The sequence below is a fragment of the Thioclava sp. ES.031 genome, assembly GCF_002563775.1.
Classification (GTDB): Bacteria; Pseudomonadota; Alphaproteobacteria; order Rhodobacterales; family Rhodobacteraceae; genus Thioclava.
Genome location: NZ_PDJO01000001.1, coordinates 3,818,295 through 3,833,280, shown reverse-complemented (window position 1 = coordinate 3,833,280; position 14,986 = coordinate 3,818,295). Strand labels below are relative to the sequence as shown.

The following is a 14,986-nucleotide window of genomic DNA, read 5'->3' as shown; positions in this document are numbered from 1 at the left end:
GCGCCCAGCGGCGAATGTCGGCTCTGGGCCGAGGCTGTGTGGAAACTGAAGTCCATGGTATATTTCCGCAAGGCAGCGGGAGGCACGGATGGCGGGTTTCATTGATGGCATCGACCGGGAGCAAGCCACGCTTTTCCCCGAGCGTCTCGAAGATTGGATTGGGGAGGATCATCTGGTCCGTGTCGTCGACCTCTTCGTCGATGAGCTCGATCTTCTCGCGCTCGGGTTCGGACGCTGTGTGCCTGCTCGAACCGGTCGCCCGGGCTACCATCCATCCGTCCTCCTGAAGCTCTTCATCTATGGCTACCTGAACCGGATCCCGTCCAGCCGCCGCCTGGAACGCGAAGCCGGTCGCAATGTCGAGCTGATGTGGCTAACCGGTCGCCTGGTGCCCGACCACAAGACCATCTCCGACTTCCGGCGGGACAATGGCCCGGCCATCCGCAGGACCTGCGCACAGTTTGTGGAACTATGCCGCCGGATTGGCGTGCTGAAGGGGGATTGCGTTGCCATCGACGGCAGCAAGTTCAAGGCAGTGAATAACCGCGACCACAACTTCACGAAGAACAAGATCGCCAGCCGTCTGGCACATCTCGAGCGCGATGTTGAGCGCTACATCGATGAGATGGTGCGCATAGACCGTCAGGAGGAGGGTAAGGCCCGGGCCGAAAAGGTTGCCCATCTCGCCCGTCGCTATGGCCGCATCCGGCAGGAGATCGCGCGGCTGAAGTCAATGGAGAAGGCTTTGGCCGATGCGCCCGACGGGCAGATATCGCTGACCGATCCCGATGCCCGCGCCATGTCGACCAGCGCCCGGCACAGCGGCATGGTCGGCTACAATGTGCAGACAGCGGTCGATACCGAGACGCATCTGGTCGTGGTGCACGACGTTACCAATCAAGGTTTCGATCGAGACCAGCTCAGCCCAATGGCGACCGCCGCCAAGGAAGCCCTGCGGCGCGACGACCTGCACGCCGTCGCCGACAAGGGATATTTCAGTGGGGCTCAAATCCTGGCTTGCCATCAAGCGGGGATCACCACGACCGTGTCGCGCCCGGAAACCTCGGGCAACCGGGCCAAAGGTATGTATGTGAAGGCCGATTTTGCCTATGACCCGGCACGCGATGTCTATACCTGCCCCGCGGGTGAAGAGTTGACCTACCGCTACACGCGCGAGGAAGACGGGCTGCAGGTCGGTCGCTACTGGACCAATGCCTGTCAGCATTGTCCGGTCCGGCACCGCTGCACCAGTGGTAAGGAACGCCGGATCACGCGATGGGAGCATGAGCATCTGGTCGATGCGATGCGCGAAAGGCTGAGCGGGGACGCGGACCCGATGACCCTGCGCCGCTGCACGGTCGAACACCCGTTCGGCACGATCAAGGCTTGGATGGGGCACACCCATTTCCTGACGCGGAGGCTGAAGAATGTCAGCACCGAAATGGCGCTCAATGTTTTGGCCTATAATATCAAGCGAGTGATCGCGCTGATTGGCCTCCGGCGCCTGATGCAGGCCATTCCGGCCTGATCGGGCAGCCGCCCCGGGCTCAGTCGTCATGCTCTGCCCAGCAAGGGCTCACCAGGCCGCGATGCGCGCGAAGGAATGGTCGAAGGCCGCGAAAAACGAGCCGTGCGGAAAACTTGCATCAGAAAGCCCTCGTCGACGGGTTTCCACACAGCCTCGGCCGATAGCGTCAAACTTCCGGGCAACACAAGGTCGCGGCGTCCGTATCGCGCCTGACGAACGACCGGAATCGACGGGAGCTCTGCCGCGTGAGCTTTGGGCTATGCGGGGCGGAAAAAACTTCCTGACCGCCAACGGAAAAAATCGAAAAAAATCCGATTGACGATTCATAGCAATTTTCCGGCTACGCAAACTTATGCGCAAATCGCGCAAACCTTTGCGTGGAATGCAAAGCTTTGCGCGAACCTACAGAGCCTCAGAAATCGAGGTTTTCCACCGTCAGGGCGTTTTGCTGGATGAACTCGCGGCGCGGTTCGACGACGTCGCCCATCAGCTTCGAAAAGATGTCCTCGGCCTCGGCCACGTCTTCGATGCGGACCTGCAGGAGCGTGCGCGCGGACGGATCGAGCGTGGTTTCCCAAAGCTGCTCGGGGTTCATCTCGCCCAGACCCTTGTAGCGCTGCAGGCTCAGGCCCTTTTCGCCCTCGTTCAGGATCGCGTCGAGCAACTCGAGCGGGCCGTGGATGAGGATTTCGCGCTCTTTGCGCACCAGCTTCGCCGGGCGGTCATAGACTTCCTGCAGCTGTTCAGTCTGGCTGCCGAGACGGCGGGCCTCGCCCGAGCGCAGCACCGCGCCGTCGAGCGTGCGGACCTCTTCCACGCCGCGCAGAACGCGGGCGAGGCGGATGCCGTGATCCTGCGTCGGACGGCCCTGCCAGCCGCGCTCGTATTCCAGCGCGACGAGGTCGAGACGTTCGGCCACCGAGTTCGCGACGCCCTGCGCATCGCCGTCGATCTTGCCCGGCACCATCGCGCCCGCGATCGCCGCCTGTTCGAGGATGTGATGCGGATAATGGGTCGGGAAGGTCGCGAGGATGCGCTTGATCAGGCGCGCCTCTTCGACGACGCGCTTGAGATCCTGACCGCTGATTTCTTCGCCGGTGTTGAGCCGCAGAATGGCCCCCTCGACGCCCATGTCGATCAGGTAATCCTCCAGCGCGGTCTGGTCCTTCAGATAGACCTCGGACTTGCCGCGCGCGACTTTGTAGAGCGGCGGCTGCGCGATGTAGAGATAGCCGTGCTCGATGATCTCGGGCATCTGGCGGAAGAAGAAGGTCAGCAGCAGCGTCCGGATGTGCGCACCGTCGACATCCGCATCGGTCATGATGACGATCTTGTGGTAGCGCAGCTTGTCGATGTTGAACTCGTCGCGGCCGATGCCGGTGCCGAGTGCGGTGATCAGCGTGCCGATCTGATCCGAGCTGAGCATCCGGTCGAAGCGCGCGCGCTCGACGTTGAGGATCTTGCCGCGCAGCGGCAGCACCGCCTGGTTCTTACGTTCGCGGCCCTGCTTGGCCGAGCCGCCTGCGGAGTCACCCTCGACGAGGAAGACTTCCGACAGCGACGGATCTTTTTCCTGACAGTCGGCGAGCTTGCCGGGCAGGGAGGCCACATCCATCACCGTCTTGCGCCGCGTCAGTTCGCGCGCCTTGCGGGCAGCCTCACGCGCCAGTGCGGCCTCGATGATCTTGCCGACGATCTGCTTGGCCTCGTTCGGGTTTTCCTCGAACCATTCGGCGAGCTTCTCGTTCACCAGGTTCTCGACCGCCGGGCGGACCTCGGAGGAGACCAGCTTGTCCTTGGTCTGGCTGGAGAATTTCGGATCGGGCACTTTAACCGAGAGCACGCAGGTCAGGCCTTCGCGCGCGTCGTCACCGGTGAAGTCGACCTTCTCGCGCTTGGCGATCCCGCTCTCCTGCGCGTATTTCGTGATCGTACGGGTCAACGCGCCGCGCAGGCCCGCCATATGGGTGCCGCCGTCGCGCTGCGGAATGTTGTTGGTGAAGGGCAGAACGGTCTCGTGGTAGCTGTCGTTCCACCACATCGCGCATTCGACGCCGATGCCGCGGACCTCGCCGACCATGTAGATCGGGTCCTCCATCACGGCGTTTTTCGAGCGATCCAGATATTTCACAAATTCCCGAACGCCGCCTTCGTAGTGCAGTTCGGTCTTGATCGGCTCGGCAGGACGCTCGTCTTCGATGATGATGCGGACGCCGGAGTTCAGGAAGGCCAGTTCGCGCAGGCGCTTTTCCAGCGTGGCGAAGACGAACTCACGGTTCGAGAAGGTGCCTTCTTCGGGGTCGTCTTCCTTGCTCGACGCGAGGAAGCGCACCTCGGTGCCGCTCTCGTTCGGGGCCTCACCCACGACATGCACATGCTCGACGCATTCGCCATGCTCGAAGCGCGCCTTGTGGATCTTGCCGTCACGCCAGACCGTCAGTTCCAACCAGTCCGAGAGCGCGTTCACCACCGAGACGCCCACACCGTGCAGACCGCCCGACACCTTATAGGCGTTGCCGTCATCGTCGGTGTTGTTGAACTTCCCGCCGGCGTGCAGCTGGGTCATGATGACCTCGGCCGCGGAGACGCCTTCCTCGGCGTGGATATCGACCGGAATCCCGCGCCCGTTATCGCGCACGGAGACCGAAGAATCCGCGTGAATTTTCACGGCGACGTAGTCGGCGTGACCCGCGAGAGCCTCGTCGATCCCGTTATCGACGACCTCATAGACCATGTGGTGCAGGCCCGAGCCGTCATCGGTATCGCCGATATACATGCCGGGCCGTTTTCTCACGGCTTCCAAGCCTTTGAGAACCTTGATAGAATCGGCGCCGTATGCGTTCTTCTTCGGGGTGTCGTCGGTCATGCCTGCCCGTCCTTTATCTGTTGCCGGTTTTATATCGGCTGGGCAGAGGAATGTCACGTGTCAGACACAAGATTTAGGGGGTCACGTCACGGCGATAAGAAGGCCTACAAGGATCATCAGCCCGCCCGCGATCCGGTTCAGCTTTGCGAGCTTGCCGCGGCTTTGCACGAAGTTGCGGATGCGGTCGACGAAGGCGGCGAGGATCAGGTTGCCGGTCAGCGGCACGATGGCAGAAATCAGGCTGACCGTGGCGATGTCGACCCATGTCATCGTGGCGATCGGGAAGAAGCCCGGCAGGATGCCCATGTAGAACAGTATCGCCTTGGGATTGCCGATGATCACGATGAGCCCGGCGACGAAGCCCGCCCACATGCCGGGGCGCGTCAGGCGGCTGTCGGAGCTGATCTGATGGTCGGCATGGCGGATCAGTAACGCGCCCATTCCGACGAACATCGCGACCGCAACCCAGCGCAGGGCTTCGAGGAACCAGCTGAATTCGCCGACCAGCCACGACACGCCGAGGATGGCGAGCGCGGGCCAGATCATATCGCCAACGGTGACCCCGAATGCGAGCGGCCAGGCGGCGGCAAACCCGCCCGACATGGCGCGGGCGAGAAGGGCGAGCCAGACCGGCCCGGGGGTGAGGAAGAGAACGAACAGCGCGCCGGAATAGAGCGCGATCTGCGACAGTGTAAGGGTCATGGGAGGGTCAGGCTTCCGTCGTCGGCCAGCGGCCAGAAGGGGTTATGGGCGAGTTCCCACACATGGTGGTCGGGATCGGCGTAATAGCCCGAATAGCCGCCCCAGAAGGTCTTTTCCGGGGCTTTCAATTCGGTGGCGCCCGCTTTGAGCGCGGCGGCGAAGGCGGCATCCACCTCCTCGGGGCTGTCGAAATTCTGCGCCAGCGTCATCGCTCCGGTCCCCAGCCTTGCGCGGGGCCGGCCCTGATCGGCGGCCAGCGCAGGCAGCGAGAACAGACCCAGAGCCATCCCGTGCAACTGGTAGAAGGCGACGTCTTTCTGCGCAGAATGGGGTTCCCAGCCGAGGGCGGCATAGAAGGCCTTGGATTGGTCGAGATCGGCCACGCCCAGCGTGATCAGCGTCACGCGTTGCTGCGGATAGCTCATGGCGTTGCCTCCCTCACTTCGGAGCCCTGCGGCCCCTCGATCACTTCCAGATATTGACCGCGGGGGCCGAGCGCCTCGAAAAGTTCCGCGCCGGTCCCGGTCATCATCACCTGCGCGCCCATCGCACAGATTTCGTCATAAAGCGCCGCGCGCCGGCCGGAGTCCAGATGGGCAGCGACCTCGTCGAGCAGAAGCACCACATCCTCGCCCGCAAGCGCCCGCGCATTGGCGAGGATCAGCGAGATCAGCAGCGCCTTCTGCTCGCCGGTAGAGCATTGCGCGGCAGGCGCGTCCTTCTCGACGTAAGTGGCCAGCAGGTCGGCCCGGTGCGGCCCCTCCAGCGTGCGCCCTGCCGCCATGTCGCGGGGGCGGTTGGCGTCGAGCGCGGTAGCCAGATCCTCGGGGCCCTCATTCTCGAGGACCAGATGCGCCGCGGGAAACGCCGTCGCCGCATCCGCCTGCGCCTGCATGATCCGCGTCAGGGCCTCGGCTCGGTTCGCCCGGATCGCAGCACCGGCTTCGGCCATCTGCGCCTCCAGAGCGTGATACCAGTTCGGGTCGCGGACCATGTCTTTCAGCAGTCGGTTACGTTCGCGCATCGCCTTTTCATAGGCCAGCGTCACCTCGGCATGGGCGGGGGTGAAGCTCATCACCATCCGATCGAGAAACCGCCTGCGCCCTTCCGCGCCTTCGATCCAGAGCCGGTCCATCGAGGGCACCAGCCACAGCACGCGCAGGATCTGCGCCAGTGCCACCTGCGGCGCGGCCTTACCGTCGATTTCGACCCGGCGCGACTCTCCGGGCAGGGCGGAGGTCTCGATCTCATGGGTGTCGGTGACGGCGCGCAGCTTCCAGCCCACAGCTTCGGCGCGGCGCATCAACTCATCGGCCTGCGCGCGGCGCAGCCCGCGCCCGGGCGAGAGCAGCGAGACCGCCTCGAGGATATTCGTCTTGCCCGCGCCGTTCGGCCCGTAGATCGCCACGGGCCGCCCATCGAGCGGAATCTCGGCACGGCGATGCGAGCGGAACTGCAATATCTTCAGCTCACGCAGCATCGCGCCTCTTCGTGTTGGTAAAAATATCCCCGCCGGAGGCGTCCGTCAGGCGTCACACGCGCATCGGCATGACCACATAGACCGCCGAGGTGTCGCCACCTTCGCGCATCAGGGTCGGATCGCCCGAGGAGTTGAACAGGAAGACGGCATTCTCGCGATCGACCTGGCTCGCGATTTCGAGCAGGTATTTCGCGTTGAAACCGATCTCCAGCGGCTCGTCGGCATAGGCCACGACCAGCTCTTCTTCCGCGGCACCGGCATCGGGCGCGTTGACCGACAGCACCAGCTTGTCGGCGTCGAGCGCGAGCTTCACCGCGCGCGAACGCTCGGACGAGACGGTCGCCACACGGTCCACCGCTTTCGCGAATTCGGACGCGTCGACTTCGAGCTGGCGAGTGTTTCCGGTCGGGATGACGCGGGTGTAATCGGGGAAGGTGCCGTCGATGACCTTCGAGGTCAGCGTGATCACCGGGGTCGCGAAACGGACCTTGGTTTCCGACACGGAGACCGCGATTTCCTGATCGTCATCTTCCAGCAGCTTGCGCAGCTCGTTCACCGTTTTGCGCGGTACGATCACGCCGGGCATGCCCGAGGCGCCGTCCGGCAGGCCGGAATCGATACGCGCCAGACGGTGACCGTCGGTCGCGACGCAGCGCAGGACCTGACCGTCTTCGCCGGTCGCGATATGCATATAGACGCCGTTGAGATAATAGCGGGTCTCTTCGGTCGAGATCGCGAATTTCGACTTGTCGAACAGGCGCTTGAGCACCCCGGCCTTGGCCGTGAAATTCGCGGTGTATTCCGAGGAGGCCATCACCGGGAAGTCTTCCTTCGGCAGCGTGGCGAGGTTGAAGCTCGACCGGCCGGCCTGCACGTTCAGACGCCCGGCGGTCGGATCGTCCGAGATCGAGACCAGCGCGCCGTCGGGCAATTTGCGCACGATTTCATGCAGCATGACCGCCGAGACGGTCGTGGCCCCGGCCTGTTCGACCTGCGCGGGCGCCTTGTCGACCACCTCGATGTCGAGGTCGGTCGCGCGGAACTGGACGGTGTCGCCTTCGGCTTCGATCAGGACGTTTGCAAGGATCGGGATCGTGTTGCGGCGTTCCACAACGGATTGCGCTTGCGAGACGGCCTTGAGCAGAGCGGCGCGTTCGATGCTGAATTTCATGTCGATCCCTCACGACTTTCCGGGGCTGGCAAGGTAGCACCTCGCGCCGCCGGCACAACGGTTTTCGCAGACCTTCGGCCGCTTTGCCCGGAGCGTCAAGCCCGGCGGGCCAGATCAGCTTTCAAGGAGGCGGCGGAGCAACTCGATATCTTCGGCGAGCTGCGAATCCGTGCCGCGCAGCTCTTCGATCTTGCGGATGCCATGCATGATCGTGGTGTGATCGCGCCCACCGAAGCGGCGCCCGATATCGGGAAGCGAACGGGTGGTCAGCGATTTCGCGAGGAACATCGCGACCTGACGCGGCCGTGCGATGGCACGCAGGCGTTTGGGGCCCACGAGATCCGAGAGGCGGACGTTGTAATGTTCCGCCACCTTGCGCTGGATTTCCTCGACGGTGACCTTGCGCTCGGATTGGCGCAGCTGGTCCTTGAGGCATTCCTGCGCCAGATCCATCGTGATTTCGCGCCCGATCAGCGAGCCATAGGCGAAGAGACGGGTCAACGCGCCTTCGAGGATACGCACGTTCGACGTGATCCGGTGCGCCACGAATTCCAGAACGCCGGGGGCGATCTTCAGATCGGGATACTCGCTCTTATAGGCTTCGGTCTTGGTCTGCAGAATACCAAGGCGCAGTTCGTAATCGGTCGGGTGCAGGTCGACGACGAGGCCGCAGGACAGGCGCGACTTGATGCGCTCTTCGAGATCCTTGATCTCGCCGGGCGCACGATCCGCCGAGATGACGATCTGTTTGCCCTGATCGACCAGCGCGTTGAACGTGTGGAAGAACTCTTCCTGCGTGGAATCCTTGCCGGCGATGAACTGCACGTCATCGACCATGAGGACGTCGATCGAGCGGAACATCTCTTTAAAGTCCATGATCTGCTTTTCGCGCAGCGCCTGCACGAAGCGATACATGAACTGCTCGGCCGAGAGGTAGAGCACGCGCAGATCGGGGCGCTGATGCTGCAGGTCATGCGCGATGGCGTGCATGAGGTGCGTCTTACCAAGGCCGACGCCGCCATAGAGGAACAGCGGGTTGAAGGTGACGGGGCCGCCTTCGGCGACGCGCTTGGCGGCGGCATGGGCCAGCTCGTTCGGTTTGCCGACGACGAAGCTGTCGAAGGTGAAGCGCGAATCCAGCGGCGCGCCGGGAAGCGGCTCGTCGGGGCGCGGGGTCTTGCGCGGTTTGGCGACAGGAGCGGCCGGGGCAGGGGCCGGAACGGTCGGGCGCGTGGCGCCATTCGCAGAGCCGTTCATGGGGCGGCGCGACGGGACCGAGATATTGACGCGCTCGGCGGAGACACCGGCCCGGCGCAGTTCGCTCAGGATCGGTTCCGCGAAGTTGCGCGAAACCCAGTCGCACATGAATTTCGTCGGTGCTTGAAACGAGGCGATGCCGTCCTCGAGGTCGATCAGCTCGAGCGGAGCGATCCAGGTCGTGTAGTTGTTCTGCCCAACCGCTTTTTGAAGCTCATTGCAAACCTGCCCCCAAGTGTCGTCCGTCATTTTTCCGCCCATCGCCAAACACAAATCAGGTGCGTCTTTGTCCCTTGGCATTGCGGAAAGTCCGGCTGACAGGCCGGTTTCAATCACAAACAGACACGACCTACCCGCCGGGATTGACACCCGGTTTCAGGCAGATTTGCCGAAAGTGAGGGGTTATACCCCCTCGAGAATCGGAATCGCATTTCGCTGGTCGCCGCCAGGCGTTTTCATTTGTCGTGGCAGACTTATTTGCCCTCGACGGCCAGATAAATGCGTCATGTCCCCCAAGGCGACGTGAATCGCAGGTAGAAGCTAGCAAGGGGTTGAGCCAGCAGGCAACCGACCTTTGCGCTTGACGTGAGATTCCCCGAAACGAATCTTAGAGGGCTGCGCAAAACTGCAACAGTTTCGTGTCAACGCATTGATTGTTCAGAAAAAAACGCGCCCACCAGATAGGCGGACGCGTTTTTCGTAAGGAATCCAGCGTATTCCCGAGCCGGATGGGCTCAGGACGCAGATCAGGCGTTGAGAGCCTTCACGCGCGAAGCGAGGCGCGAGACTTTGCGCGATGCGGTATTCTTGTGCAGAACGCCTTTGGTGACGCCACGAGCCAGTTCGGGCTGGGCAGCGCGCAGGGCGTTGGTCGCCGCTTCGTAGTCGCCCGAAGCGATTGCTTCTTCGACTTTGCGGATGAAGGTACGGATGCGCGAACGACGTGCTTTGTTGACGTCTTGGCGGCGCTCGTTCTGACGGGCGCGTTTCTTGGACTGGGGCGTGTTAGCCATGTGTATCTTCCCACTTTCCGGGTCTGTTCAAATCTTTCAATCGCACGACAGACCCCGGGCTCCAGCGAACCTAGATGATTCTAGCCTAAGCGGGCTCCACGCGCATGTGAGGCGGCCTCATAAGCCAAAATGCGTGAAAGGGAAAGGGAATAATGAAAAGCGGGGCCGAAGCCCCGCCATCTGCTGTCGCGTTGGTGGCCCTAAGGGGCTCACTTGTCGCGGAATTGCGGCTCGCGCTTTTCGAGGAAGGCGGCCATGCCCTCTTTCTGGTCGTCGGTCGCAAACAGCCCGTGGAACAGACGACGCTCGAACAGGATGCCCTCGTTCATCGTCGTCTCGTAGGAGCGGTTGACCGCTTCTTTCGCCGCGCGGGTCGCGAGCATCGACTTCTCGGCGATCTTCTGCGCCGCGGCCATCGTCTCGGGGATCAGCTTGGCGTTCGGAACGACGCGGCTGACGAGCCCCGACCGTTCGGCCTCGCTCGCATCCATGAAGCGGCCCGTGAGGTGCATGTCCATCGCTTTGGACTTGCCCACGAAGCGCGTCAGGCGCTGGGTGCCGCCGATCCCGGCAATCACGCCGAGATTGATCTCGGGCTGGCCGAACTTGGCGTTCTCCGCGCAGATGATGAAATCGCACATCATTGCCAGTTCACAGCCGCCGCCGAGCGCGTAGCCCGCGACTGCCGCGATGATCGGTTTGCGGATGCGGTTGATGGCATCCGCTTCCTTGCCGAAGAAGTCGCTCGTGAACATGTCCACGAAGCTCTTTTCCGACATTTCCTTGATGTCTGCGCCAGCCGCGAAGGCCTTTTCCGAACCGGTGATGACGATGCAACGCACCTTGTCATTCTCTTCCGCCGATTTCAGCGCCTCGGCCAGTTCCCCCAGCAATTGGGAGTTCAGGGCGTTCAGGGCGTCGGGGCGGTTGAGCCGGATCAGGGCAACGTAATCCTCGATCTCGACGATCAGGGTCTGGTAGGCCATTCGGTCTTGCCTTTCCTTGTCTCTGAACGGGACTCCTAGCAGAGCATCAAATCAGATCAAGCGTCTTATGACGCGAGGGCGCTGCGTCATTTCTGGCAAGACGGGCAGAAAAAGGTCGAACGTCCCGATTGAACGATGCGCCGGATCGGGGTGGCGCAGGTAGTGCAGGGCGTGTCCTCGCGGTCGTAGACATGGAAGCTGTGCTGGAAATATCCCAGCTCCCCATCCGCCTGACGATGGTCGCGCAGGGACGAGCCGCCGGCCGAGATCGCCTCGCTCAGCACCTCGCGGATAATCGGCACGAGCGAAGCGAGCCGCAGGTTCGAGATCCGCTTCGCCTGACGCCGCGGATCGATACCTGCCCGATGCAGCACTTCACAGACATAGATGTTGCCAAGACCCGCCACGACATGCTGATCGAGCAGCGCCGATTTGATCGGCGTCGCGCGGCGTTTGAGCGCCTCGACCAGATAGTCTTCGTGGAAGTCGTTGCCGAAGGGCTCGGGGCCCAGCCCCGCCAGTAGCCAATGGGCCTGCTCGCGTTCGGTCAGCACCAGATCCATCGCCCCGAAACGGCGCGCGTCGTTGAAGGTCACACGCCCGCCGCCGGACATGTGCAAAACAACGTGATCGTGCTTGGCAGGCGCCGGATGATCGAGGTGAAATTCGCCGAGCGTCACGCCCGACACCAGCATCCGCCCGGACATGCCCAGATGGATCAGCAGACTCTCCCCGCTGTCGAGATCGGCGAGGATATATTTCGACCGTCGCCGCAGTCGGTCGATGCGGGCACCTTGCAACCGCTCCGCCATCCGCTCGGGCAGGGGCCAGCGCAGGTCGGGCCGATTGACTTCGGCGCGCTCGATCCGATGGCCTTCCATGGCCGGGACCAACCCGCGACGAACCGTCTCGACCTCGGGCAATTCGGGCATTGTTCCTCCTCATCGCATTGTCTTGGGGCAAAGGGCCCCTATAAGAAGGGGGTGAAATGAGGAACGGCAAGGGCCCATGAGCGCAGAGCAATCAAAGACCACGCATTTCGGTTTTCAGACCGTGGACGAAGATGCCAAGGCTGGCATGGTTCACGGCGTGTTTTCGCGGGTGGCATCGAAATACGACATCATGAACGACCTGATGAGCATGGGCATCCACCGCGTCTGGAAAGATGCGATGATGGATTGGCTCGCGCCGCGACCGGGTCAAAAGCTGCTCGACGTGGCGGGCGGCACGGGCGACGTGTCCTTCCGCTTCCTCAAGCGCGCGGGCTCGGGCCACGCGACGGTCTGCGACATGACCGAATCGATGCTGGTCGAAGGCCGCAAGCGCGCCGAGGCCGAAAGCATGGCCGACAGTCTCGACTGGGTCGTGGGCGATGCGATGGCGCTGCCCTTCGCGGATAACTCCTTCGACGTCTACACGATCTCTTTCGGAATCCGGAACGTGACGCGCATTCCTGATGCGCTCAAGGAAGCCTACCGGGTGCTCAAGCCCGGCGGGCGGATCATGGTGCTCGAATTCAGCCAGATCCCGAACGAGATGATGCAGAAGGCCTATGATCTCTATTCCTTCAACGTGATCCCGAAGATGGGCGAGATCGTCGCGAATGACCGCGACAGCTATCAGTATCTGGTGGAATCGATCCGCAAATTCCCGACGCAGGAGACATTCGCGCAGATGATCCGCGAGGCCGGGTTCGAGAATGTCTCCTACCGGAACCTCTCGATGGGGATCGCGGCGCTGCATTCGGGCTGGAAACTTTAACCGATGCGCGGACCCCATAATATCTGGCGCCTGATCCGGACGGGCGCGACCTTCATCCGCACGGGTGCGATGCATCAGGCGCTCGAAGCGATGGAAGCGCCGCCGCGGCTGCGCGCCGTGGCCTATGCGATCAGTGCGCCCTTCGCGTGGCTCGGCTACAAGGGCGATCCGGAACTGCCGCCGGTGACGCGCGCGATCACCGCGCTGGGCCCGGCCTATATCAAGTTCGGTCAGGTCCTCTCGACACGGCCCGACGTGGTCGGCTCGGAGCTCGCCGATCAGCTGCGCGTGCTGCAGGACAAGCTGCCGCCCTTCGAGACCTCGGTGGCCAAACGCATGGTCGAGGAAGAACTGGGCGCGCCTGCCGATCAGCTCTTCATGGAGTTTTCCGAGCCCGTCGCCGCCGCCTCGATCGCGCAGGTCCATTCCGCGCGCCGCGCCGATACCGGCGAGCGCGTCGCGGTGAAGGTGCTGCGTCCGGGGATCGAGCGCGCCTTCCGCCGCGATCTCGACGCCTTCCATTTCGCCGCTGCGATGATCGAACGGATTTCGCCCGCCTCGCGCCGCTTGCGCCCGAGCGATGTTATCAAGCATTTCGAATCCGTGGTGATGGGCGAGCTGGACCTGCGCCTGGAGGCGGCCTCTGCCTCGCAGTTCGGCGCGAATACCGAAGGCGATGCTGGCTTCCTCGTGCCGCAGCCGGTGTGGAACCTTTCGGCCAAGCGGGTAATGGTGCTCGACTGGGCCGAGGGTCTGCCGATGGGCGACCCGGACGGTCTGCGCGCGGCGGGCCATGACCTCAAGGCCACCGGCGAGCGCGTCTTGCAGCTCTTTCTCAGCCATGCGCTGCGCGACGGTTTTTTCCATGCCGACATGCATCACGGCAATCTCAAAGTGGCCGCGAACGGCGATATTCTCGCCTATGATTTCGGGATCATGGGGCAGATCGACGAATATACCCGCCGGGTCTATGCCGAGATTCTCATGGGCTTCATCCAGCGCGACTATAAGCGCGTGGCGGAGGTGCATTTCGAGGCCGGTTACGTCCCCGCCGATCGCGATGTCGACGAGTTCGCTCTGGCGCTGCGCGCTGTCGGCGAGCCGATCTTCGGGATGGATGCGGCGCATATCTCGATGGCGCGGCTTCTGGCCTATCTCTTCGAGGTGACCGAGCGGTTCGGGATGCAGACCCAGACACAGCTGATCCTGCTGCAGCGCACGATGGTCGTCGTCGAGGGCGTCGCGCGCTCTCTGCATCCGTCTTTGAACATGTGGGAAGTCGCGAAGCCGGTCGTGGAGAAATATATTCGCGAAAGCCTTGGTCCGCGCGCCATCGCGAATGACCTGCGCAAGACGGTGCAGGTTCTGGGCCGCTTCGGGCCGGAACTCCCCGATCTGGTGAAAGCGGCGATCCGCAAGCAGACCGAACCGACGCCGCCCCCCGTGACGGTAACCCGCTGGCGCTATGCGGCGCTGATCTCTGCCGGGACCGCCTTGCTGTTGCTGGGCGTGGTGCTGGGTCGGTTGCTTTAACCCTCTCGCAACGCACTGACCGTGTCCGCGGAAACCGTGGCCCCGCCTTCAAGCGTCAGCATCGCGCCCTCTGCGCCTGATTGCACCTCGGTCACGCGTGTGTAGGCCGCGACCGGGTCGGTGCCGATCAAGTTTCCAGAGGCGTAGCTTTGCAGCGCGAAACTGTATTGCCCTGCGCCCAGTACCTGACCTGCGTCGTTTGTGCCGTCCCAGGCATAGCTGTCGAGTGCGGGCGAGATCGGTTTCTGCGCGACCTGCCGCCCGGTCGAATCCGTGACCACGAGAACCGCGGCATCGGCCCCCGATTGCGCTGCTGGCGCGAGATCCACGGGCGTCGCGCCGTCGAAGTAACTCGGCGCCTCGGCACGCGCCTGCATCCCGACCCAGCCGGCCAGTTCGCTCAACCCGCCGAGCCCGATCTGACCGGACAGAGCGGTCAGCAGGTCGTTGGTCTTCACCTGCTGCTCGACGCCCGAAAAGGTCGCGAGCTGCACCGCGAAATCCGCGCTTTCTATCGGGTTGAGCGGGTCCTGGTTCTTCATCTGAACGGTCAGCATCGTCAGAAAAGTCTCGAAATCCGAACTCAGCGCCGAGGGTGCTTTGGTGCCGGTGCCGTTCTCCGCGGCGGTAACGGCCGACGTGGCGGTGCCAGGCGAGGTGATTGGGGAAGTGGTGGTCATGGTCGTCTC

The 14,986-nt window shown here is 63.1% G+C and carries 13 protein-coding genes; 3 read left to right on the top strand and 10 right to left on the bottom strand.

The window, feature by feature from the left end; translation table 11 throughout:
- Window positions 1-88 precede the first annotated feature (88 nt).
- A complete protein-coding gene (locus AXZ77_RS18300; RefSeq protein ID WP_098410118.1) occupies window positions 89-1,528 on the top strand; it encodes an IS1182-like element ISPse1 family transposase in 1,440 nt (479 codons plus the stop codon).
- 412 nt (window positions 1,529-1,940) lie between these two features.
- On the opposite strand, the gene gyrB is transcribed toward AXZ77_RS18300, so the two are convergent.
- The 9 genes from gyrB to mutM all read right to left on the bottom strand — a co-directional run bounded on the left by gyrB (window position 1,941) and on the right by mutM (window position 11,935).
- On the bottom strand, window positions 1,941-4,394 hold the full coding sequence (gyrB, locus tag AXZ77_RS18295) for a DNA topoisomerase (ATP-hydrolyzing) subunit B (protein WP_098412235.1): 2,454 nt from the start codon (window positions 4,392-4,394) through the stop codon (window positions 1,941-1,943).
- Window positions 4,395-4,475: 81 nt separating this feature from the next.
- Window positions 4,476-5,096, bottom strand: coding sequence for a LysE family translocator (locus tag AXZ77_RS18290; RefSeq protein ID WP_098412234.1), 621 nt, complete (start codon window positions 5,094-5,096; stop codon window positions 4,476-4,478).
- Entirely contained in the window at window positions 5,093-5,521 is a 429-nt protein-coding gene (locus tag AXZ77_RS18285) for a VOC family protein (RefSeq protein ID WP_098412233.1), read from the bottom strand. Before AXZ77_RS18285 ends, AXZ77_RS18290 begins: the two co-directional genes overlap by 4 nt.
- Entirely contained in the window at window positions 5,518-6,576 is a 1,059-nt protein-coding gene (gene recF / locus AXZ77_RS18280) for a DNA replication/repair protein RecF (RefSeq protein ID WP_098412232.1), read from the bottom strand. The genes AXZ77_RS18285 and recF overlap by 4 nt, the downstream gene beginning before the upstream one ends.
- 52 nt (window positions 6,577-6,628) lie before the next feature.
- Complete coding sequence (gene dnaN / locus AXZ77_RS18275; protein WP_098412231.1) at window positions 6,629-7,747, bottom strand: DNA polymerase III subunit beta; 1,119 nt, start codon at window positions 7,745-7,747, stop codon at window positions 6,629-6,631.
- Window positions 7,748-7,861: 114 nt separating this feature from the next.
- Complete coding sequence (dnaA, locus tag AXZ77_RS18270) at window positions 7,862-9,253, bottom strand: chromosomal replication initiator protein DnaA (RefSeq protein WP_078521686.1); 1,392 nt, start codon at window positions 9,251-9,253, stop codon at window positions 7,862-7,864.
- Between the two features lie 497 nt (window positions 9,254-9,750).
- Window positions 9,751-10,017, bottom strand: coding sequence for a 30S ribosomal protein S20 (gene rpsT, locus AXZ77_RS18265; RefSeq protein ID WP_075776775.1), 267 nt, complete (start codon window positions 10,015-10,017; stop codon window positions 9,751-9,753).
- Between the two features lie 209 nt (window positions 10,018-10,226).
- Window positions 10,227-11,003, bottom strand: coding sequence for an enoyl-CoA hydratase (locus tag AXZ77_RS18260; RefSeq protein WP_098412230.1), 777 nt, complete (start codon window positions 11,001-11,003; stop codon window positions 10,227-10,229).
- A gap of 86 nt (window positions 11,004-11,089) precedes the next feature.
- The gene (gene mutM / locus AXZ77_RS18255) at window positions 11,090-11,935 is read right to left on the bottom strand and encodes a bifunctional DNA-formamidopyrimidine glycosylase/DNA-(apurinic or apyrimidinic site) lyase (protein WP_098412229.1); all 846 of its coding nucleotides are present in this window, start codon (window positions 11,933-11,935) and stop codon (window positions 11,090-11,092) included.
- Window positions 11,936-12,011: 76 nt separating this feature from the next.
- Between mutM and ubiE the strand changes: the two genes are divergently transcribed.
- A complete protein-coding gene (gene ubiE, locus AXZ77_RS18250; RefSeq protein WP_078571138.1) occupies window positions 12,012-12,764 on the top strand; it encodes a bifunctional demethylmenaquinone methyltransferase/2-methoxy-6-polyprenyl-1,4-benzoquinol methylase UbiE in 753 nt (250 codons plus the stop codon).
- A gap of 3 nt (window positions 12,765-12,767) precedes the next feature.
- Entirely contained in the window at window positions 12,768-14,297 is a 1,530-nt protein-coding gene (gene ubiB / locus AXZ77_RS18245; RefSeq protein WP_098412228.1) for a 2-polyprenylphenol 6-hydroxylase, read from the top strand.
- Here ubiB and AXZ77_RS18240 read toward each other — a convergent pair.
- A complete protein-coding gene (locus tag AXZ77_RS18240; RefSeq protein WP_098412227.1) occupies window positions 14,294-14,977 on the bottom strand; it encodes a flagellar hook capping FlgD N-terminal domain-containing protein in 684 nt (227 codons plus the stop codon). The genes ubiB and AXZ77_RS18240 overlap by 4 nt on opposite strands.
- Between the last annotated feature and the right edge of the window lie 9 nt (window positions 14,978-14,986).

What these genes read in the sequence shown, in the direction of transcription:
- AXZ77_RS18260 (WP_098412230.1), bottom strand. Translation starts at nt 11,003, where the DNA reads ATGGCCTACCAGACCCTGATCGTCGAGATCGAGGATTACGTTGCCCTG.
- AXZ77_RS18300 (WP_098410118.1), top strand. Translation starts at nt 89, where the DNA reads ATGGCGGGTTTCATTGATGGCATCGACCGGGAGCAAGCCACGCTTTTC.
- mutM (WP_098412229.1), bottom strand. Translation starts at nt 11,935, where the DNA reads ATGCCCGAATTGCCCGAGGTCGAGACGGTTCGTCGCGGGTTGGTCCCG.
- recF (WP_098412232.1), bottom strand. Translation starts at nt 6,576, where the DNA reads ATGCTGCGTGAGCTGAAGATATTGCAGTTCCGCTCGCATCGCCGTGCC.
- AXZ77_RS18285 (WP_098412233.1), bottom strand. Translation starts at nt 5,521, where the DNA reads ATGAGCTATCCGCAGCAACGCGTGACGCTGATCACGCTGGGCGTGGCC.
- ubiB (WP_098412228.1), top strand. Translation starts at nt 12,768, where the DNA reads ATGCGCGGACCCCATAATATCTGGCGCCTGATCCGGACGGGCGCGACC.
- ubiE (WP_078571138.1), top strand. Translation starts at nt 12,012, where the DNA reads ATGAGCGCAGAGCAATCAAAGACCACGCATTTCGGTTTTCAGACCGTG.
- rpsT (WP_075776775.1), bottom strand. Translation starts at nt 10,017, where the DNA reads ATGGCTAACACGCCCCAGTCCAAGAAACGCGCCCGTCAGAACGAGCGC.
- dnaA (WP_078521686.1), bottom strand. Translation starts at nt 9,253, where the DNA reads ATGACGGACGACACTTGGGGGCAGGTTTGCAATGAGCTTCAAAAAGCG.
- AXZ77_RS18290 (WP_098412234.1), bottom strand. Translation starts at nt 5,096, where the DNA reads ATGACCCTTACACTGTCGCAGATCGCGCTCTATTCCGGCGCGCTGTTC.
- AXZ77_RS18240 (WP_098412227.1), bottom strand. Translation starts at nt 14,977, where the DNA reads ATGACCACCACTTCCCCAATCACCTCGCCTGGCACCGCCACGTCGGCC.
- gyrB (WP_098412235.1), bottom strand. Translation starts at nt 4,394, where the DNA reads ATGACCGACGACACCCCGAAGAAGAACGCATACGGCGCCGATTCTATC.
- dnaN (WP_098412231.1), bottom strand. Translation starts at nt 7,747, where the DNA reads ATGAAATTCAGCATCGAACGCGCCGCTCTGCTCAAGGCCGTCTCGCAA.